This is a genomic window from Marinobacter sp. L-80, from assembly GCF_056859395.1.
In genome coordinates this window covers 1-19900 of sequence record NZ_JBSXOI010000068.1, presented here as the reverse complement: position 1 = coordinate 19900, position 19900 = coordinate 1, and the positions used below count along the sequence as shown (strand labels likewise).

Here is a 19900-nt window from a genome sequence, read left to right as displayed (position 1 = left end):
ACAATTATCATTAAATAAACAAGAGGTAATGAAATCGCGTGACAAGATCAGTCGATAGTAAACGAGAGGATTCTCGAGAGGTGGCTGTAGGGCAGGCCACTCTCCTCATGCCAGAGATTAAACGCTTCCTGCGCCTGCATCAGCCCTTTCTTGCTGGTGGGTGAGGCATCCAAAACCTCTTCCCTATGCAGCGCGGCAATAACATCCCGTGAAAGGATAAAGCCGTCCCAACCCACTCGCCGCAAAAAGTACTGGGCGCTGTTGCCACCGAGCCTCGCTCCGTTGCGTTTAAGCCACATCAGCAGGCCGGCCTGGTCACTGCTGGGCCAATCGGCGAGGAACTTGCCAAAGCTGCCGTGTTCCCGGGAGGCATCGACAATCATCCGCGCATTTTCGGGAACGGTCTGAATTTTCTGAGCGTTCCTGACGATGCGTTCGTCGCCTGCCAAACGCTCAAGCACTTCGGGAGGAACCTGCTGCCAGTAAAGCGGTACAAAACCTTCGAACGCCTCTTCAAACTTCGGCCATTTGTTTTCGATCACCCGCCAGACGAAACCAGCCTTGAAGATGCACCGGGTGATTTCTGAAAGGTATCGATCGTCCCCGAGAGCTTCCAGTTCTTGAGGGCTAGCCACTCTGGGCAGCCGTGCGCGAACTTCACTTTCTCCGCCTTTTTGGAGAACGGCCTGTTCATAGATGCGGGAAAAGGACATAGCGGTCTCTGAATCACTCCAGTCTGTTAAGGGATTTTCTCCGGCCAATGTGCGACAGGCCAGTAATCAGGGTTCCGAGCAACCCGAGGGCGGGGCGTACAATCAACCGGAATACCCAACTGCCGATGTACAACGCGGGCAGCAGTATCAGAATCCATCCGAGAAACTGCACCAGCTTTACCGGGTAGCCCAGCACTTCCGCTACCTCTGCCAGGAAGTCGTTGATGATACCGGGGTGTGTGACCACCAGGTAGCCGACGCCAATCACGGCGGGCCATTTTGCGTAGCGGGCGGTCGTCATCAACATGCGTCCACCGGTGCTAAGGCGAGCAGCCAGTGCGGCGGACCGGGTGCCCCTGGCAGCGCCTCTGGAAGAAACAGCAACGGCCCGTCCCACCCGAAGTACTTTCAAGGCGCTGGCAAAAACCAGCACATCCACGGAAGCCCAGCCAATATCGGCGGCGGATATATCGTCACCTGTGCGGTGCTGAATCTCGAGATTGCGAATGCCACTGGCGAAAAACTGATTGATGTTCTCCAGCACCCGTTCCGTTCGAACCCAGATGATTTCGCCCTGATCGTTCACAACAAACTGACCCAGGAAGTCGTGTCCTTCTTCCTGGATAAATCGCACGGCGTACCACCCGCGCTCTTCCCGAGTCAGCTTCTCCTTTCTGGGCGTGCTTTGCTGGGGGGCTGCATTGGTGTCTGTTTTTCCGCTCCCGGTAAAGAACTCTACGGTCGCCTGGTATTGAGTGGCAAGATCGTTCATCAGCTCGATCGAGCCAATCGGGTTGCTCAGGAAATAGTGGATCGGCGGAAGAATGTTTTCGCCATACAGCCGGAGAATATCCCGGAATTCCGGTTCAGGTCCGTAAACCGGAAAGATCTCGCGGGTCATCGTTGGGTATCGCAAATAGGCCGCGCGGGCCTTCAGGAGAAGAAGTTCCTCGTCCGCCATATCGAGCAAGGCAGCCTGAACTTCAAGTGGCTCCGATTCGATGCGAGGGAACTCCCGGAGAGTATCCTCCGCCTGAATCCGGATCAGCCGCTCTTCAATAAGCATAGGCTGTGAGCTGACAGTGGCTACCAGCGCGATCATCGACGCGAGGCCAAGAATCAGGAAAAGTTTCCTCATCGTCTCTCGTCCTGGACGCTCACTTGACCGATGTGGTTCCGGTACGCATGCCTCATAGAAATCCCGGTGCAATTCAAATCAGGTTTGTTGTTGAAACTAACCTGCAGCCGAAATTATTCCAAGAACAGTTTCAAGGACTTTGCTTTTGTAGCGGGATCAACCAGCGACTAAGCTTTGAAGGTTGGCTCATATGTATACGACCCGAAAATGCAGACCACTCCTGGTTGTAACTGGTTTGCTCTACGCGGCGGTCTAACGGGAGTTGCGCGTGGCTGGAAAGCACACGAAGCGTGGATTTATTATCAGAGAGGCCCGCGAAGAGGATCTTGCCGAAATGGTGGGCTTCCTCGCCAAACTGGCCCTTCATGTTTCGGGCGCACCCCCTCATGAGCTCAAGGAAAGCGAGCGTAAACGGCTTCTGCGAACGTTGCACTCCTCGCTGGACGACCCCAACAAACTGTTGCTTGTGGCGGAAAGTAAGAACTCGGCTCTCGTGGGTATGGGTTATGTTTATATCTGGAGAAGCCAGGGCATCTGGGAGCAGTCGGAAGCGGCAGAATTCAAGTCTGGCGTTATTGATGATATCTGGGTAGAGCCGGACTTCCGGGGGCTTGGTATCCTGAAGGCACTGTTGCGGGATCTTGTCAATTTCGCGGAGGAGCATCATGCCTCGGAGCTGATCCTCGAATACTCTGCTTCAAACAAGGAAGCCAAGGCTGCCTGGACCAAGCTGGGTTTCAAACCGACCGGGGTTCGCGCGGCGGCATTCACCTCGGTGGTTAAGCAGGCGCTGGCGGAATCACAAGGATAAGAAAAGGAAACAGGCCATGATCGGCGATCGCAGTGTGAATGTGTTTTACGATGAGATCATGCTCGGGCATAACCCCGAGGTGGATCTTCCGTTCATGCCCAGCCGGGTGGAAAAGCGTGTGCGATCCATTCTTCAGGGCTTGGATTTCAAATGGAGCTATCCGGAGCACCCTGGGCGGATCAGCGCCATCAAGGAGTATCTGGATGAAAACCCGGTGGCGGGTATTCAATTCAAATCGGGTGCGGCTGCCGCAACCTACGATCAGCTGGCACGGGTACACACCACCTCCTACCTTGACCACATCTTCTCACTGGACGGCAAACGGGCGTGGCTTGATAAAGATACGACGGCGGTGTCACCCGACAGCATCAAAGCCGCCACGGCTGCGGCCGGCAACGCCATTGCCGCCGTTGAAAGCGTTGTCAAAGGAGAATGTGACAGCGCGTTTGCCCTGATCCGCCCGCCCGGCCATCATGCCGAACCGGTTCGGGCACGGGGATTCTGCCTGCTCAATAATGTGGCCATTGCTGCGGCCCATGCCCAGGCCAAACTCGGCTGTGAGAAGATTTTGATCATCGACTGGGATGCCCATCATGGCAACGGTACCCAGGACATTTTCTGGGCAGACCCCGATGTCCTGTTTTTCGATACCCACTGCGCGGCGCCATTCTATCCCGGATCCGGTCACCTGGAAGAGATCGGTGATGGGCTGGGGGAGGGCTACACCATCAACGTGCCACTGCCGGAAACGGCTGGCGACGTTGCCTTTGAGAAAGTGTTCCGGGAGATCCTGATGCCGGCGGCGGATTACTTCCAGCCGGATTTGGTGCTGGTCTCTGCCGGCTTTGATCCGCACAGAAACGACATGGCCCTGAACCTCACCTACGATGGCTTCAAAGTAATCACAGGCATTGTTCAGGCGATTGCCGACAAACAATGTGAGGGACGGTTAGCGCTGGTTCTGGAGGGTGGCTACAGCCTGAGTTCGCTGTCCAAGGGGTTGCACGCCGTGCTCGAAGTGCTGGCCGGAGGAGAGGTGCCGGAAGTTCATGAGATCGGCGTGCCGGAGGCCGAGGAGGCAGCGGAATTCCATCGGTCTGCTTTCAGTGATGAGGACTGAGCCCGCTTTGAACACGAGCGACACTGTTAGCTGGTTGAAAACACCTGGCTGGCGGCTTCCACAACAATCCCGTGCCGCTTGGCCAGTTTCACCCGGTCGTCATCGTAGCCGCCGCCAATCACCGTCGCTACCGGAATGTCCCGACGTTTCAATTCACTGAGCACCTGAAAGTCCCGCTCAAAAATTCCCTGTTCGGAAATGTTCAGCCGGCCGAGGGGATCATTCCTGAATACATCCACGCCCGCGTCATAGAGCACGATATCCGGCCGGGATAACGCAAGTGCTTTGTGCAGCGTTTCGCTGACAACCTCAAGATAGGCCCCGTCTTCGAGGCCATCCGGTAAGGCGACATCGAGATCGCTCATCTTTTTTTCGAACGGGTAGTTGCGCTCACAGTGAATCGAGCAGGTAAAGGCATTCGGCTCATTCGCCAACAATGCAGCGGTACCGTCACCCTGGTGCACATCCACATCGAAGATAAGCACACGTTCAATGCCCTCCTGCTGCAACAGCACATTGGCGGCGATCGCCAGATCGTTGAGGATGCAGAAGCCGGCGGCGTAATCGTAATGGGCATGATGGGTACCACCGGCCAGGTGACAGGCAATGCCATGCTGAAGGGCCAACTGCGCCGTCAGAACCGTGCCTGAAGGAGCCAGGAAAGTGCGTCGGACGAGGCCCTTGCTCCAGGGCAGATTCATCTGCCGTTTCTCCCGTGCCGAGAGTTGATCGCCGGCGAAACGGGCGAGGTAATCCGGGCAGTGGGTGCGGGTCAGCCACGCCTGCCGGCATGGGGCAGGGCGAAAGCTATTGGCTTGAGTGAGAAGTCCTCTCGAGCGGGCGTAATCGGCAAGGAGCCCGAATTTTTCCATGGGAAACCGATGCTTTGCCGGGAATGGGAAGCTGTAGTCTGGATGGTGAACCACGGGTACGGGCATTGGATCGTCCGGCTGCAGTGGATTTGCGACGTCAGAATGTTATTTGGCAGGCACGGCTGCGATGCCAGAATCACACATCGCCTGGATTTCTTCGGCGGAATACCCGCACTCTGCCGGCAGTTCGCCGGTTTGCTCGCCGAGGCGCGGAGCTCCCTGCCAGTGCTGCTCCGGTGCGGCCGAGAATCGCGACGGCGCCCTGGCCTGGCGAAGTCGGCCAGCCTGGGGATGGTCATAGTGTGAAAGCAGGTCGTTGGCCTGTACCTGGGGATGGTCAAGAACCTGGGTGCGGGTTAATACCGGGGCACAGGGCACCCGTTCGGCCTCAAGCCTGGCCAGCCAATGTTCCGCAGAATCGGTTTTTATCACCGACTGAATCAGTTCGAGCCTGGCGTCTATATTCTCCTGGCGCAGCCGGGCAGTCAGGAACCTTGGATCCTCCGCCCACTCCGGGCGGTCCACAGCACGAATAAGGGCCTGCCACTCTCGATCGCTCTGAACCGCAATGGTGATGAAACCGGTTGTGGTCTCATAGATGAGATCCTGAAGGCTCGCAGCCTCCTGCTGTGGCACCTCACTGTGAACAAAGGTCTGGCTGCCCATGTCGGAGCTCCAGAGAAACGCGATGATCGCGTCCAGCATGGACAGCCGGACATGCTGGCTTTCCCCGGTGCGTTCCCGGGCGAACAGAGCCGCGGTAATCGCCTGGGCTGCGGTTACACCGGTGAGCTTGTCGGGCAGGATGGTCCTAACCAGTTGCGGACGCAATTCATCGGCGCCGGCCTGCACGGTGGCCAATCCGGAGAGGCCCTGGATCAGCGGATCGTAAACCGGTCGCTGGGAATAGGGGCCGGTATCACCGAAGCCACTGATTGATACCATCACGAGATTCGGGGCCACCTTGCGCAGCTTCTCCTCGCCAAGTCCCATCCGCTCAATGACGCCCGGCCGGAAGTTCTGCACAAAGACATCGGCCGACGCCACCAGTCGAAGCAGCGCGTCGCGTCCTGCCTTTTCTTTCAGGTTCAGTGCCACTGATTTCTTGTTGCGGTTGTTGTTGAGGTACAGCGCCGACATATCGCCCTGCCGATTGGCCGCGGAGCGAGTAAAGTCTCCACCCGCCGGATTCTCGATCTTGATAACCTCGGCACCCTGATCCGCCAGTATCATGGTCGCGAGAGGCCCGGAAATCATGGCTGTCAGATCGATAATGCGGATGCCATCGAGCGGTCCGGTCATGGTCAGGACTCCTGTTTTTCCTTGGAGGCGCCAAAAAACGTGAGTGCGCCACTCTTAAAAAGGGTTCGTACTCTAAACTTTATGCGGATGCCGATCATTTACCAGTACGCAACAGAGCAGGAAATTCATCAAACCAGAGGAGCGCCAGTGTCCACCAGTGTTGAAATGACCGACATTTTTCTCGAGTACCCCACAGAGTCCGGCAAGGTTGCTGTACTCAAAAATGCCTCCCTCATGGTGCCCCCGGGAGAAACACTGGCAATCACAGGCCCCTCTGGTAGCGGGAAAACGTCCCTGCTTTTGTTGCTCTCCGGCCTGCAGCGACCGACCAGTGGTGAAATTCTGGTCGGCGATCAACGCCTGGGCGACATGGACGCCAATGCTCTGGCCGACTGGCGAAGTGAGCACCTTGGCATTATTTTCCAGTCCTTTCACCTGCTGCCTGGCCTCACGGCCCTGGGAAACGTGAGTCTGCCGCTTGAGATTGCCGGCGAGGCCAGGCCGCGGGAACGAGCTCTCGCCATGTTGGAGGCAGTTGGTCTCAGCCATCGGCTGCAGCACTACCCGGGGCAGCTCTCTGGCGGCGAGCAGCAACGGGTAGCGATCGCGCGGGCTCTGGTTCATCAGCCAAGCCTGTTGTTGGGGGATGAGCCCACAGGCAATCTGGACCACGAAACCGGTGAGAAAGTGCTCTCTCTGCTGTTCGACTTGCACAAGGACAGCAAATCCACGCTGGTACTGGTGACTCACGACGAGCGCGTTGCCGAGCGTTGTCAGCACAGGGTCCGGATGGACGGTGGGCGTCTCTATGCCTCCTGAACGCTCCACAAACCCGCTCTGGATGCTCCGATTCGCGATCACCGACCTGCGGTCACGTATCTCTGCGTTGAAGATTTTCCTGGCCTGCCTGATTCTCGGCGTTACCCTTGTGGCTGCGACAGCCAGCCTCTACCGGGTGATCGAGCAAAGCTTGCTGGCGGATACCCGCGCTCTGCTCGGTGGCGATGTGGAGCTGGATACCAGCGAGCCGCTGCCCGATGATGCACTCGAATGGATTCGTGCTACCGGCAAAATTTCACTGGTTCGGGAATTCGATACCATCGTCAGCGGAAGCGGCGGCGACGGCTTCTTCCGGGCGGAGATACTGGTTCCGGATACTCTCTATCCCCTCTACGGCGAGCTGGAGCTAATGCCGGATGAGCCTCTGGGGGCGCTTACAGGCCAGAATGAAGGGCAGTGGGGCGCTATCATCGATCCTTTGCTGGCAGAACGCCTGGGCCAGTCGATTGGTGACCGGATTGAGATTGGCGCCGCCACCTTTCGAATCAGCGGCCTTATCGAGAAGCAACCGGATCGGAGCTTGAACGCCAATTGGCGAGGTCTGCCGATCATGATTTCTGAGCAGGCCGTAGAGGCAACCGGACTGATACGCCCGGGTAGCCGCGTGGATTACGAATACCGGGTACAAACCGAACTGAATCTCGACACCTGGCTTGAGGAATTCGAGCAGGCATTCCCGGATGCGCGATGGGAAATCACTACGTTTGCCGAGCGCAGCGAACGGATTTCCGAGCGTCTGGACCAGATTGCCACAGCACTCATCCTTATCGCTTTCACTACATTGTTCATCGGTGGCCTCGGCGTTGCCAACAGCATCCACGCCTACCTCGATGAAAAGCTGGGCACAATTGCCACCTTGCAAACACTTGGCCTGCGTCGCAAACCGCTTGTCGGCATATACCTCCTGCAGATTGGTGTATTGGGCAGCCTTGCAGGGCTTATTGGCGGTAGTATCGGGCTGGGGCTTTCCGCCCTGGCGATCCACCTGGCGGGCGATGCCTTTGCTCTGGCGGGGCCCGATGGGGCCGGCGACTGGTTGTCCTTGTGGTTGGTTCCCTTGCTGCTGAGCTGGCTGTTCGCTGTTCTGACTGCTTACGTGTTCGCACTGCCGGCACTCGCTCGAGCCCTCGCTGCTGCGCCGGCCGGGCTTTTCCGGGGGCAGGTCGAGGCGGCTCCCAACGAGCCTCGCAGCTGGCGGATTGCCAGCTATCTTCTGTTGGCCGTCTACATCGGCGCTACTCTGTTCTGGCTCCCATCGCCTCATCTGGGCTTTCTATTCCTGCTGGCGGTTACGCTGCTCTGGGGCCTCCTGGAAGGTTTGATCAAGGGGTTGCGCCGCGGTGCCAAGGCTCTGGAAAACGGCGGTTTTGCCGACCGCAGGTTTGCCCGGCGGTTGGCCCTGGCCAATCTGCACCGGCCGGATTCGCCGCTCCGGGCAACCCTGCTGTCACTGGGCACCGCACTGACGCTTGTAGTGGCCTGCACGTTGATGGTTACCACGCTCCTGAGGGCGCTGGAAACCACCATACCGGAACAGTCGCCGGCGCTAATCCTCTATGAAGTGTTCCCGGACCAGATGGAACCGCTGCAAAACGGCCTGGAAGCGTTGGATGCGTCCAGCCGCGTTGAGTTACTTCCGATGGTCCGTTCCCGTCTGGACACTATTAACCAGAAGCCGATTGCGGAGGTTCTCGCTGATAATGCCGAAGCTCGGCGAGAAGCCATGGGAGATGAATACAAACTGAGTTATCTCTCGGGAAACCCCGAAGCACTGGAACTGGTGGAAGGCAACTGGTGGGAATCGCCGGCCCCCGAGGGGGAGCCCGCGTACATGGCCATGGAGGATCGGGAGGCTTACAAGCTTGGATTGGGGGTGGGCGACCAGCTCACCTTTACTGCACAGGATAAGAGCATCGACGTCGAAATCCGTGCAATTTACCGGCAAAAAGGGCTGCAGACCCGATTCTGGTTCGAGGGTATATTGCAGCAAGGCGCACTGGACGACTTGATCAGCCTTTACGTTGGTGCGGTCTACCAAAGCGATGAGGCGGCCAGGGAATCCCAGCAATGGCTGGCACAGACCATCCCCAATGTAATCACGCTGCGCACCGCTGACTGGCTGGAAACCGCAGGCGATCTGCTGAACAAGGCAGCCGCGGGCCTGGCGGCTGTGGCATCGGTCAGTCTTCTCGCCAGCCTGCTTGTGCTTTCCAGCGTGGTCAGTGTCAGCCGCAGGCGGCAGCTTTACGAGGCCAACCTGTTGCACTGCCTTGGCGCCCGTCACGGAGCGATCCGCCAATCCATGCTGCTGGAAACCGGTTTGCTGACCTTTCTGGCAACGGTTTTCGCGACAGCGCTTGGTGCGCTAATTGCTTTACCTGTAGCTGACCTGGCCTTGAAGCTGCCGGCAGGCGATTTATGGTGGATTGGGACACTGGTTGCCGGAGGTGTCAGTTCGCTGGCGCTGCTGGGTGGACTCCTGCCCACGCTCAGGGCAATGCGGTTAAACCCCGCGGTGTTGCTCAGAGACCGTTAAAATGGCCTGCTATCGTAATAAATTCGTCTTTTTGATTAAGGAGGTGTAAACATCAGTTAAATCATAGACCTAAGAATATGAAAAATGACTGTTTGTTCGTTTTTTGGCCGCTATCACGAGTTGCAGGCTCAAAAAATCCGGTTATATTGAGGAAATTAAGGAAAATTGCCTACCAAATGGCAAATTTCAAAAATTTTCACTAAATAATCTACGGTAGTATTTTTACGTATGCTTTTTGCACATAACTCCTATTGTGTAGGCATAACGGACACACACTTTTCGCCCACGAAAGAAAAAGAGAGAATAACTATGATTCGCAAACTAGCACCGCTTGTATTCGCTTGTGCTGCGGTAACCTCCGTAAGCGCGACAGCCGATCAGCTGGACACCGTGATTCAACGTGGCACTTTGAACTGTGGCGTGGTTCTGGATTTCCCACCAATGGGATATTTTGACGAGAACAACGAGCCTGCAGGCTTCGACGTCGATTACTGTAACGACCTGGGCGAGGCGCTCGGCGTAGACGTCAATGTTCTCAACCTGACCTGGGGCGAGCGGATTCCCTCCCTGGTGTCCGGCAAGACTGATGTGGTTATCGGTTCTACCTCCGATACACTGGAGCGCGCCAAGACCGTTGGCTTCACCTACCCGTACTTCGTCTTCAAATTCCAGGTTATCGCCAACGAGGACAAGAACATTGAATCCTTCGACGACCTGAAGGATCTGAAAGTCGGTGCGGCACTCGGCACCACCTACGAAACCGAATACCTCGCGTATGCCGAGCAGCAGGGCTGGGGCAAGGACAACTACACCTCCTTCAAATCCGAGAACGATGCCTACCTGGGTCTTTACCAGGGCAAGGTCGACGCAATCATCTCTACCAACACCAACATTGCGACCAAACTGCGTAGCGAAGAGTTCGCAGACTTTGAAGCGGGCCCTTACGTTCCCAACTACGACGACGTTGTGGGCATCATCGCCAAGCGGGATGAGGTTGCCTGGATCAACTACCTGAACCTGTTCCTGGTACGCCAGATTCGCGACGGCAACATGAACGAAGCTTACAACAAGCACTTCGGTACCGATGCGCCGGCCGATCTGATCAAGTCCCTCCGGGACAACAAGTAAGCGCCGAACCGACGGCCGCCAAACAGGCGGCCGTCATTGCATTGGTTCCCGGGTCGGGCGCTCATCCTCGGGTGTCCTGACCTAAAATTCTGATCAAGGCCCTTCTTACCGGGCTCTGGTCGAGTTTCCTACCATTCATAAAATGGCCAAGGTATGGACTACGAATTTCACTGGAACGTTGTGTTCCAGAACATGCCCCAGCTGCTGAACGGTGCCTTCGTTACCCTGCACGTATCCGTTCTGGCGATGCTTCTGGGCGTTGTGATCGCAATACTGTTGGCGATCGCCAAAATGAATAACACGAAGTTCTTCAGCCAGGTTGCGACGGTCTGGGTCGAGATCGCCCGGAATACGCCGGCCCTGTTCCAGATCTACATGGCCTATTTTGGCCTTGGAGCATTTGGTATCCACCTCAGCCCCTACGTGGCGGTACTGAGCGCACTGGTCTTTATCAACGCGGGCTACCTGACGGAGACGTTCCGGGGTGGTTTCCAGTCGATTCCGAGCACCCAGTACAGCGCTTCCAAGTCGCTGGGCATGACCAGTATCCAGACGTATCGATACATCATCCTTCCGCAGATGCTGAGACGCATCTACCACCCGATGACCAACCAGTTTGTCTGGTCCATCCTGATGAGCTCTCTGGGCATTCTGGTGGGTATGAGCGAGCTTTCTGGCACGACTCAGCGTCTGCAGTCACTGTCGTTCAGAACGCTGGAATTCTTCATTGTGGCGGCCGTGATGTACTTCGTCATCACCAAACTCGTGTTGTTCGGATCATCACTGCTTGCGCGTAGACTCTTCAAGGGGGAAATCTGATGAATTCTTTATTCACACCCCTGTCCTGGAGCGATAGCGGTCTGATCCTGACCGGTGTCTGGAATACCATCATCATCTCCGTTGTCGCCATCGTGGTGGGCACTATTCTGGGATTGATCGTCGGCTTTCTCCGTGCCGAGAGCAACAAGGCCGTCAACGTCCTTTTCGGTAGCGTGCTCGACGTGCTGAGAAGTGTTCCCCTGATCATCCAGCTTATTCTGTTCTCCACCTTTGTCGGTGCGATGGGGAATCCACTGGCGCCGTTTGTTGCGGGCTCCATTGTGCTTTCGCTGTATACCATGGCCTTCATGAGCGAGGTATTTCGCAGTGGCTTTGAGAGCGTCAGTCCCTCAATGCAGACGGCAGCGCGCTCACTGGGTATGACCAAATGGCAAACCATCTACCACATTCGGTTGCCGATTGGTTTGCGTGCTGTGTTCCCCTCGTGGCTGGGTGTTGCACTCAGTGTCATCAAGGACTCGGCCCTGGTCTCGGTCATCGGTTACATGGAATTGCTGCGCACGTCGGAGCAACTGATTTCAAGAACCCAGCAACCGCTCGAGATTCTGATCGGTGTTGGTATCTTTTACTTCATTATTTCGTACCCGCTGTCCCACTACGGCCGGTATGTTGAGAGGAAAATGGCAATATGATCAGCGTACAGAATGTCCATAAATCCTTCGGCGATCTTGAAGTACTGAAAGGCGTCAGCCTGGATGTAAAGAAAGGCGAGGTCGTGAGCGTTATCGGGGGCTCCGGCAGTGGCAAGTCGACTCTCCTGTATTGCATCAATGCCATTGAGCCCATCAACAAGGGCAAGATCCTCGTTGATGATGTGGATGTCCATGCCAAAGAGACCAACAAGGACAAGCTGCGCCAGAAACTGGGCATGGTCTTTCAGCAATGGAATTCCTTTCCTCATATGACTGTACTGGAGAACGCCGCACTGGCGCCCAGAATCGTCAAGAAAATGAGCAAGGAAGAGGCAATTGAAATCGCCAAGAAAGAGTTGGAGCACGTCGGCCTGGGTGACAAGTTTGACGTCTATCCCACCAAAATGTCCGGCGGCCAGCAGCAACGCCTGGCGATTGCCCGTGCGCTGGCCATGAAGCCTGACTACATGCTGCTTGACGAGGTGACCTCCGCGCTCGACCCGGAGCTGGTCGGCGAGGTTCTGGATACCCTGCGCCTGCTGGCAGAAGAGGGGATGACCATGATCTGTGTGACCCACGAAATGGGGTTCGCACGGGATGTCTCTGACCGGGTGGCTTACTTCCACGAGGGTGTGATCGCAGAGATCGGTGAAGCACGCCAGGTGATTACCGATCCGCAAAACCCGCTCACCCAGAAGTTCCTTTCAAAAGTGCGCTAGAAAGTCGCCACAACCGTGGCGCTGGCTGGGGGAGTTCTTGGACCCGCTTTCCCAGCCATTTTTCCAGCCCGCCCAGAATCCGGTGGCTTCAGTTCCGGTTCTTCAGCACCTCATAAATCTTCCTGACCGCTTCCTCCTGCTTTTGTTTTTCAACCATATCTTCCAGCAGCTCCAGTACCCGTTTTTCGTCGTTGCTCCGAAGACCCGGCCAGTACACATAGGGCACCAGATCTGGATTGCTGATAAAGAACAAGGCGGTTTGTTCCGGATCGTTGGCGATGTCTCCGCGCAGGCCTACGGTAAACTGGCGGCCCTCGCCACCCCGTAGCGTTAACAGGAGGGATTGGTCCTGCTCGATGAATCGGGTTTCCTCCACGGTAATGGGCTCTGCCAGATCCGGCACGGAGGTGATGTAGTATTGAAAGCCAAGGAACCCCAGCAGAACAGCAATCAACGCTGCCAGGGCAAAGGATTTGATCATTCTGAAGATTCCAAGCTGCTTACATTGCTCTGGCAAATAACCCAAAGGGGAGGGATTTGATTACGTAACTAATCGGCGTCCATGGCCACCAGGGCACATAGGCCCGGCGCTTCTCCGATTCGATGGCTTTCACCAGGGCCTTTACACCGGTTTCCAGATCCACACGGAAGGGCGCGCTTTTAGTGTCCCGGTTAATATCCGTGAGAATGTAGCCGGGCATAATGTTGCTGACGTTGATCGGCTTACCCTTGGTATCGAGCTGCAGACCTTCCGCCAAAGAGGCTACGGCGGCCTTGGTGGCAGCGTATACGTTCAGTGGACCACGGAAGCCGCGAACACCACTGACAGACGACATTAACACCAGGTGACCGCTGTTCTGCTCGCGGAAGATCTCCATGGCTGCCTCACTCTGGGCAATAGCAGCGATGAAGTTGGTCTCGGCGGTGTGGCGGTTGGCAGCGAAATGCCCACGGCCGATGGGCTGTGAGCTGCCAATACCTGCATTAACCACCACCCGATCAAGACTACCGAGCTCATCCCGGAAGCCCCGGAACACTTCGAACACCTGATCGTAATCGCAGACATCAAGGCCTCGGACGAGTACCCGGATATCCGGATGGGCCTGCTGCAATTCCCGCTGGAGAGCTTCCAGCTTGTCTGCCCGGCGCGCACAGAGCGCCAGATTACAGCCTTTGGCCGCCCATTCGCGAGCCATGCCTTCCCCGAGACCGGTGCTGGCACCGGTAATCAGAATGTTTTTTCGCATCAGCTATCCCCTGGATTCGTTCGGGTTATTTGAGCTCACAGTACCATGATCGAACGCCGAGGGGATTGACTGAAATGCAACTCTGCACTGGCCATTCCGTTCAGGGTAGAACGTTACTCCACCATCACTGTGATCTTCTCAGAGACCACGGGCGGATTATGCGGCACGTGCATGTGGTCACCCACCAAAAGCTGCAGCGTGTGTTTACCCGGCGATAGCGTGATCTCGGTTTCGGTTTGTCCACCGCCAAAGTGCTTGATTTGATCCGTTGCCGGGAGAGATTTGCTCAGATCGGACGGTACGTCGGTATCGATCAGCAGGTGGTGGTGCCCGGTGCCTGCTTTTTCCACGCCAGCAGGTGCCACGCCCATGTTCCGCAGACCAAAGACGACTTTGAAGGTCTGGTCGACGGTTGCGCCGTCAGTTGGTTGCACGAAATACACGCCAGCGTTGGCCGGCGCCTCAGACATCATGCTCTCTGCAATCGCTGCTACTGGCGCGATCAACAGAGCTGAAAACAGTGTAATTGCGATCCTGTTCATTTCGTTTCCTCCTTGGTGTTCGCCACCAGTGAGTATAGTTGAGGAAACTTATGCGTGACGGCCGCTTCAGTTTTCCACGGCAGGAATTATGTGCTCCTCAATTAACTGGAACTGGCGGCGCAAAAAGGCTGAACCCGGCGAGGGAGGGGTAGGGTCAGAGGTCATCACCACGGTCAGTTTGCGAGCGGGCATCACATACAGTACCTGGCCTCCGTACCCACGCCCGTAATACCCCATTTCGCCGGCGAGCGGCTGCTGGAACCAGCCATAGCCATAGGGATCATCTGTGTAGGCGGACCTTCCGCGTTCAATCCAGGACTCCCGCACCCAGTTTTCCGGAAACAGGCGCCGATCACCAAGGCGGCCTTCATTGCGATAAAGCTCGCCGATTTTGGCCAGGTCCCTTGGCGAAAGAGCCATATTATTGCCACCAAAATAGATCCCCTGGGGATCCCGGCCCCAGGCCGGAATGGTTATATTCAGTGGCTCGCCCAACCATTCCCGCGCCAGGTCGAGCGTGCTGCGCCCGGCGCTTTCAGTGAGCGCCGCCGAGAGCAGGTGGCTGCTGCCGGTGGAGTAGAGCATGCGACCGCCCGGCTCATCCACGAACGGCCGGGTGAGCACATGGTGAACCCAGTTATCGCTGTTCACCCAGGTGCCATAGTAACGGCCAGATGTCCGCTGCAACCCGGCCTGCAAAGACAGCAGGTGCCCCAGAGTTATCCGGTCCACGCCCTTGGTGGCGGAGGCGGGTACGCGGTCACCGAGCGTTTCAATAACCGGTTGATTGGTTCCCTCGAACACACCTTTTTCGATGCCGATACCCACCAGCGCGGCGAGTACTGTCTTGGAGAGAGATTTGATGTTGGTTGGCGTGTCGAGCCCGGCACTTTTCAAATCCAATGCCAGAACTTCCTGGCCCTCATGGACAACAATCAAGGAGTGAAGTCGCTCAAGGTTTGCAGCCTCTCTGGACACCTCTGTTTGCCAGTCGGCCGTCTCTGAGTGGCTTGGCGGGGTCACCAGGAGCAGCAGTGCGAAAAGCCAATATGAAAAGCGTTGCATAGTGTAAGGAGGCGCTAGCGTCTTCGTTTTGGTAAGTGGAACGTCGATCATATGACTACTGTACGTCAGCGCGCCGAGAGGAGGTCACGGCTTAATCAGATCTGTGGTGATTATCGGGTACGCGATGCAGATTTATGCGCCTCTAGGCGCAAACATGATGATCGCCATGCCGAGCAGGGCTACGCCGGATCCCACCAGATCCCAAACGGTTGGCCGGATACCATCAATAGCCCAAAGCCAGAGAATGGCCATGAAGATATACACACCGCCGTAGGCCGCATAAACCCGACCGGCGGCAGTAGGATGCAGGGAAAGTAACCAGGCAAATGCCGCCAGGCTCAGGGCCCCGGGTACGAGAAGCCAGATGCTCTTTCCCTCGCGAAGCCAGAGATAGGGTAGGTAGCAGCCAACGATTTCAGCCAGCGCGGTAACGAGAAACAGACCGATGGTTTTCAGTTCAGGCACGGGGATTTTCCTTTGTACCGATAAAAAGCCGTATTTATGACGCTTTGTGAACCAGTCTTTACGATTTACATGGGGATAGGAGAGTAATTACCGCGCACTTCTAAACCATAGGCCTGAAATTCGGTAATGCCGCAACCCGATCCAGCCATGCGCGAATCGCAGGGTAGGCTTCCAGCTCAAAACCACCCTCATCCGCGACGTGGGTGTATGCATAGAGTGAGATATCTGCAGTAGTGACCTTCTCACCCGCCAGGAATGGCGTCTCTGCCAGTTGTTGCTCCATCACCTGCAAGGCCTTGTGCCCGCCGGTTTGCTTGGCGGCATACTCGTCGGCTTTGTCTGCCGGCAGTCCCAGGTACTTGTTGATAAAGCGCGCGACGGCGATAAACGGCTCATGGCTGTATTGCTCGAAGAATTGCCATTGCAGAACGCGGGCCTGGGCGAGGCGGTCATTCGGGTACAGATCAGAGCCGAACGCGAGGAAGTTGATGATGGCGTTGGACTCTGACAACGCCTCGCCACTATCCAGCTCCAGCAGAGGAATCTTGCCATTCGGGTTCTTTTTCAAAAAATCATCGGATTTTGTGTCGCCAGCCAGAATGTCGACATCAATCCACTGATGGTCGATGTTCAGCAGTTGGCAAACGAGCTGAACCTTGTAGCAGTTCCCGGATTGGGTATCGCCATAGATTTTCATGCAGTTTCCTTTGCTGGGAGAGCGCCGTTTTTCAGGCCGGGGCGTTCAGGGCTCCGATCCGGGCTGCTTGAGGTCTTTGGTGTAGACATGCGTTGTTTTGGATTGCGTATAACCAACCGCCGGATAAAAGCCATGAGACTCAAGGCGCGTTACATTAGAGCGTACCACCACCCGCGGGAGTCCCATAGAGCTGGACCAGTCTTCAGCAGACTGGACCAATAGCTGGCCGATACCAGCCCTCCGTGCGCGGGAGCCTACAACCAGGCCTGTAATTTCCGCGACAAACAGCTCGCTGAGGAACAGGCGCTTTTCCACTGCTATCCATCCAACGACCGAACCCCCGGAAAGGGCGACGAAAATCTGATGGCTAGGAGAGTTAGCGATTGCCTCGAGCCATGCTTTCGTTCGGAGCCTGCTGGCTGTGTAACCCCATTCGAGGACCAGAGCGTGAATGCCATCAAGATGATCAGCCCGCCCCGGTTCGATTGAAATGTCCATATTCAAACGCTAGTCCGGGAGGGTGTGCTATGGCGATTCATTCTTGGGATTTGCCTTTGACCCACCTGTCGCCCTCCTTGCGATATTCCTCTTTAACCGCCGCCCAGGCTACTTTGTGGGCCGTCTCTATCGCAGCTGGCTGTCCTTGCTGCCTCTGCGATTGATGCCGCCAGACTGGCTGCGCTCCTTTTCATGGGCCGACTGGCAGTCAATGCACAAACGAACACCGGGAATGGCCTTGCGCCGGGCCTCTGGAATTGGTGCTCCGCACTCATCACATTCCTCGGCACTTTCGCCTTTGGCCAACTGGCTGCGTGCGCGCTGGATTTCATCCTCAACGCTTGCGTCGATCTGTTCCTGAACCGCACCATCACGAGACCATCCGCCTGCCATGGGGCCCTCCGAAGTCTGGCTGACTGAAACCACTCAACGTTAGCATTGTAGCTCGGGTGCTCAAAGATGGCCGACGCTGATTTGGCTGATGCGAACGGTTAAAGCCTACCGGCTTCAGTCTCGCGCCCACCTCGAAGAACCAGATACAGCAAGGGCCCTGCGGAGACAAACACTGCTGTCAGAACGAAAAACGGAACCAGGTAACCCAATCCTTTGCCTCGACGTTTGGCATCCTGGTACATCCAGATGCAAGCCAATACCGCGAGAATGTAGAGATCGATAACAACCTGTGCGGTATCGGGGCTCGACATCAACTGGGCGCCGAATGCGAGGAGCGATTGCTCGGCGCCGGCCATCACCCAGAAGGTGAAGCCCATAAACAGGCAGAGAACGACGAGGGGGAGGGGGGATAGTCTCATAATCTTCCTTGATTTATTTGTTGCTGGAATTAAAGGTCTTCAGCGATGCGCTTGAGGGATTCGCCATCAAGAAAATCGGAGTCAATCTTTAGCAGCTTTGCATCTTTGCCGATCACAAAGAGGAAGGCTTTGTTCCCGTGGTCGGAGTAGGCGAGTGAATAGGAATCCTGCGTCCAGGTGGCGACATCTCTGCCGCTGACAAAATTCTCGTGCACGGCCCCGATCAACGTCTGGTCACAATCGGCTGCAGCTGTCTCAAAGAAAACAGCCTCGAAGAAAGTGGCCGCTGGGCAGCCGTATTCCAACGTTTCATCGTGGGTCATGTCTGCGAATGCCAGGAATCGTTTACCTAGCTCGTCGCCGTATCGGAAGATCAACATGTTCTGGCTGTCGCCAATATCGCCAACAGCGGCGAAACCTGCCGGAATGCTGAATCTCAAGTCCGAGTACAAAAGCTCGATTCGGTTACCGGCATGAACAGCAACGGACAAACTTAAAGCAACAGCGATCAATCCAATCTTGAACATCTCAAATTCCCTTTAGTGCCATGTGGATTTCAGAGCGGAAATTCTGGCTGACTTGCAGCTTGCAAATGTAATAAGTCTGACTGTTACCGGAAGCGATGTTTTTACCGATGCCAGCCACTTGTTTCACGATATAGGAGATTCCTGGCTTGCCGCCGCTCGGTCTGGGAACCAGGTCCATGGAAGCTGAGCACGATTGCGACTCGGTTACTGCGGTATAGACGACCTCAGCGGATCGTTCATTGACGGATTCAGGTGAGGCCGTGCCATCGCCCCAGAAAAAGTTGATGGCAGCGGAGACATACTCACGGTCACTGTGATCCATGATCCAATTCCTTTTGTTTACTGAGAGATAACGTCCTCCTGGACGCTTTGCACGTTAGCAAATGATCATTGCGAGAGCGAGTAAATCTACTGCGACCAAGTCACGTTCAAATTCGAAAAAATAGATCTGCTTCAGTTATTTGCGCCGGACTCATTTTTTATGCAGCTCCCTGTAGCGTTCCTCCAGTTCGGCACGAATGGCGCGGCGCTCCTTACCGTTGGCAAATCGCCGGATCTGATCATCGGTACGTGGAACCAGCTGCGGCACGGCGACGGCTTTACCGTTGTCATCAACCGCCACCATGGTAAAAAAGCAGCTGTTGCTATGGCGAACCAACTTGTCGCGGATGTTCTCGGTAACCACCTTGATGCCGATCTCCATGGAGGTACGGCCGGTGTAGTTCACGCTGGCCAGAAAGGTGACCAGCTCGCCAATTTGGATGGGTTGGAGGAACATCACCTGGTCGACGGACAGAGTAACGACATACGTCCCGGCGTAACGGCTGGCGCAGGCATAGGCGACTTCATCCAGGTACTTCAGCAGGGTGCCGCCGTGCACATTGCCAGAGAAATTGGCTTTGTCCGGCGTCATCAGGACGGTCATGCTCAGGCTTGTTGAATTGTTTTCCATGGCGCTTCTCTGTTGGTTTGCTGTCCAGTATAGGCGCCAGGGTGCTGGTGGTGGCAGTAGTTATTAATCGGCCTCGAAAGTCACCAGATCCACATCCGCTGCCTGGGTGCGTAACGGCACCAATGCCTGATAGGCAGGGGAATTGTGCCAATCGGTGGCGGAATCCGCATCCGGAAAGCGGATAACCACGGTATCGGTGTGCCGGTATTGCCCGCTCAGTGCCTTCGCCTGTTTACCCCGAAGCACCAGTTCTGCACCCCAGGGAACCAGCGTTTCCGGAACAAGGCTGCGGTATTCAGCCCATGAGTTATGGTGATTTCTGGTGTATGGAAGCAGGTTGAAGGGGTGGCGTATCCTGTTGGTTGATCACCGCGACGATCACAACCAACAGAGGAATGATACGCCATGTCCAAGTCTAACCTGCATGCTCTTTCACAACCAGAG

Annotated in this window: 26 protein-coding genes; 8 read left to right on the top strand and 18 right to left on the bottom strand. The window is 56.1% G+C overall.

Going from position 1 to position 19900, the window contains the following annotated elements; translation table 11 throughout:
- Positions 1 to 47 precede the first annotated feature (47 nt).
- Together AC13E3_RS12470 and AC13E3_RS12465 are read right to left on the bottom strand one after the other, a co-directional pair.
- Entirely contained in the window at positions 48 to 713 is a 666-nt protein-coding gene (locus tag AC13E3_RS12470; protein WP_405419273.1) for a DNA-3-methyladenine glycosylase I, read from the bottom strand.
- A gap of 13 nt (positions 714 to 726) precedes the next feature.
- A complete protein-coding gene (locus AC13E3_RS12465) occupies positions 727 to 1851 on the bottom strand; it encodes a hypothetical protein (protein WP_482902072.1) in 1125 nt (374 codons plus the stop codon).
- Between the two features lie 268 nt (positions 1852 to 2119).
- Between AC13E3_RS12465 and AC13E3_RS12460 the strand changes: the two genes are divergently transcribed.
- A complete protein-coding gene (locus tag AC13E3_RS12460) occupies positions 2120 to 2662 on the top strand; it encodes a GNAT family N-acetyltransferase (RefSeq protein ID WP_008169548.1) in 543 nt (180 codons plus the stop codon).
- A gap of 16 nt (positions 2663 to 2678) precedes the next feature.
- Positions 2679 to 3782, top strand: coding sequence for a histone deacetylase family protein (locus AC13E3_RS12455; RefSeq protein WP_482902071.1), 1104 nt, complete (start codon positions 2679 to 2681; stop codon positions 3780 to 3782).
- A gap of 26 nt (positions 3783 to 3808) precedes the next feature.
- Here the strand turns inward: AC13E3_RS12455 and AC13E3_RS12450 are convergent, their stop codons facing one another.
- Together AC13E3_RS12450 and AC13E3_RS12445 are read right to left on the bottom strand one after the other, a co-directional pair.
- Entirely contained in the window at positions 3809 to 4720 is a 912-nt protein-coding gene (locus tag AC13E3_RS12450) for a histone deacetylase family protein (RefSeq protein WP_053114978.1), read from the bottom strand.
- Positions 4721 to 4759: 39 nt separating this feature from the next.
- Positions 4760 to 5956 (bottom strand): CaiB/BaiF CoA transferase family protein, encoded by a 1197-nt coding sequence (locus AC13E3_RS12445; RefSeq protein WP_482902070.1) that lies wholly within the window; start codon positions 5954 to 5956, stop codon positions 4760 to 4762.
- 165 nt (positions 5957 to 6121) lie between these two features.
- Between AC13E3_RS12445 and AC13E3_RS12440 the strand changes: the two genes are divergently transcribed.
- The 6 genes from AC13E3_RS12440 (at position 6122) to AC13E3_RS12415 (ending at position 12651) form a co-directional block, all read left to right on the top strand.
- On the top strand, positions 6122 to 6775 hold the full coding sequence (locus tag AC13E3_RS12440; protein ID WP_206076561.1) for an ABC transporter ATP-binding protein: 654 nt from the start codon (positions 6122 to 6124) through the stop codon (positions 6773 to 6775).
- Positions 6765 to 9332, top strand: coding sequence for an ABC transporter permease (locus AC13E3_RS12435; protein ID WP_482902069.1), 2568 nt, complete (start codon positions 6765 to 6767; stop codon positions 9330 to 9332). Before AC13E3_RS12440 ends, AC13E3_RS12435 begins: the two co-directional genes overlap by 11 nt.
- A 309-nt stretch (positions 9333 to 9641) precedes the next feature.
- Complete coding sequence (locus AC13E3_RS12430) at positions 9642 to 10460, top strand: transporter substrate-binding domain-containing protein (protein ID WP_053114982.1); 819 nt, start codon at positions 9642 to 9644, stop codon at positions 10458 to 10460.
- 153 nt (positions 10461 to 10613) lie between these two features.
- Positions 10614 to 11279, top strand: a complete 666-nt coding sequence (locus tag AC13E3_RS12425; RefSeq protein ID WP_008169533.1) for an amino acid ABC transporter permease — start codon at positions 10614 to 10616, stop codon at positions 11277 to 11279.
- Positions 11279 to 11932 carry an amino acid ABC transporter permease gene (locus AC13E3_RS12420; RefSeq protein WP_008169529.1) on the top strand — a complete coding sequence of 218 codons (654 nt, stop codon included), beginning with the start codon at positions 11279 to 11281 and terminating at the stop codon, positions 11930 to 11932. Before AC13E3_RS12425 ends, AC13E3_RS12420 begins: the two co-directional genes overlap by 1 nt.
- Positions 11929 to 12651 carry an amino acid ABC transporter ATP-binding protein gene (locus AC13E3_RS12415; protein WP_014576841.1) on the top strand — a complete coding sequence of 241 codons (723 nt, stop codon included), beginning with the start codon at positions 11929 to 11931 and terminating at the stop codon, positions 12649 to 12651. The genes AC13E3_RS12420 and AC13E3_RS12415 overlap by 4 nt, the downstream gene beginning before the upstream one ends.
- Positions 12652 to 12739: 88 nt before the next feature.
- Here AC13E3_RS12415 and AC13E3_RS12410 read toward each other — a convergent pair whose 3' ends face one another.
- The 14 genes from AC13E3_RS12410 to AC13E3_RS12345 all read right to left on the bottom strand — a co-directional run bounded on the left by AC13E3_RS12410 (position 12740) and on the right by AC13E3_RS12345 (position 19792).
- The gene (locus AC13E3_RS12410) at positions 12740 to 13132 is read right to left on the bottom strand and encodes a hypothetical protein (protein ID WP_482902068.1); all 393 of its coding nucleotides are present in this window, start codon (positions 13130 to 13132) and stop codon (positions 12740 to 12742) included.
- Between the two features lie 19 nt (positions 13133 to 13151).
- Positions 13152 to 13898, bottom strand: coding sequence for an SDR family oxidoreductase (locus tag AC13E3_RS12405; RefSeq protein ID WP_273073081.1), 747 nt, complete (start codon positions 13896 to 13898; stop codon positions 13152 to 13154).
- A 113-nt stretch (positions 13899 to 14011) separates the two neighbouring features.
- A complete protein-coding gene (locus tag AC13E3_RS12400) occupies positions 14012 to 14431 on the bottom strand; it encodes a DUF4399 domain-containing protein (RefSeq protein ID WP_414673521.1) in 420 nt (139 codons plus the stop codon).
- Between the two features lie 75 nt (positions 14432 to 14506).
- A complete protein-coding gene (locus AC13E3_RS12395) occupies positions 14507 to 15418 on the bottom strand; it encodes a serine hydrolase domain-containing protein (RefSeq protein ID WP_273073082.1) in 912 nt (303 codons plus the stop codon).
- A gap of 219 nt (positions 15419 to 15637) precedes the next feature.
- Positions 15638 to 15970, bottom strand: a complete 333-nt coding sequence (locus tag AC13E3_RS12390) for a YnfA family protein (RefSeq protein ID WP_008169514.1) — start codon at positions 15968 to 15970, stop codon at positions 15638 to 15640.
- Positions 15971 to 16070: 100 nt separating this feature from the next.
- The gene (locus tag AC13E3_RS12385) at positions 16071 to 16667 is read right to left on the bottom strand and encodes a glutathione S-transferase family protein (RefSeq protein ID WP_339620786.1); all 597 of its coding nucleotides are present in this window, start codon (positions 16665 to 16667) and stop codon (positions 16071 to 16073) included.
- 45 nt (positions 16668 to 16712) lie between these two features.
- A complete protein-coding gene (locus AC13E3_RS12380) occupies positions 16713 to 17165 on the bottom strand; it encodes a GNAT family N-acetyltransferase (protein WP_273073092.1) in 453 nt (150 codons plus the stop codon).
- A gap of 37 nt (positions 17166 to 17202) precedes the next feature.
- Positions 17203 to 17295, bottom strand: a complete 93-nt coding sequence (locus AC13E3_RS12375) for a ChaB family protein (protein ID WP_075267801.1) — start codon at positions 17293 to 17295, stop codon at positions 17203 to 17205.
- Positions 17292 to 17558 carry a DksA/TraR family C4-type zinc finger protein gene (locus tag AC13E3_RS12370; protein ID WP_008169508.1) on the bottom strand — a complete coding sequence of 89 codons (267 nt, stop codon included), beginning with the start codon at positions 17556 to 17558 and terminating at the stop codon, positions 17292 to 17294. Before AC13E3_RS12370 ends, AC13E3_RS12375 begins: the two co-directional genes overlap by 4 nt.
- A gap of 98 nt (positions 17559 to 17656) precedes the next feature.
- Positions 17657 to 17977: a DUF2834 domain-containing protein gene (locus AC13E3_RS12365; protein WP_008169507.1), complete on the bottom strand. Its 321-nt coding sequence runs from the start codon at positions 17975 to 17977 to the stop codon at positions 17657 to 17659.
- 29 nt (positions 17978 to 18006) lie between these two features.
- A complete protein-coding gene (locus AC13E3_RS12360; protein ID WP_273073086.1) occupies positions 18007 to 18504 on the bottom strand; it encodes a hypothetical protein in 498 nt (165 codons plus the stop codon).
- Position 18505: 1 nt separating this feature from the next.
- Positions 18506 to 18826, bottom strand: a complete 321-nt coding sequence (locus tag AC13E3_RS12355) for a hypothetical protein (protein ID WP_014576852.1) — start codon at positions 18824 to 18826, stop codon at positions 18506 to 18508.
- 150 nt (positions 18827 to 18976) lie between these two features.
- The gene (locus tag AC13E3_RS12350) at positions 18977 to 19456 is read right to left on the bottom strand and encodes an acyl-CoA thioesterase (protein WP_008169502.1); all 480 of its coding nucleotides are present in this window, start codon (positions 19454 to 19456) and stop codon (positions 18977 to 18979) included.
- A 63-nt stretch (positions 19457 to 19519) separates the two neighbouring features.
- Positions 19520 to 19792, bottom strand: coding sequence for a DUF1330 domain-containing protein (locus AC13E3_RS12345; RefSeq protein ID WP_482902080.1), 273 nt, complete (start codon positions 19790 to 19792; stop codon positions 19520 to 19522).
- Between the last annotated feature and the right edge of the window lie 108 nt (positions 19793 to 19900).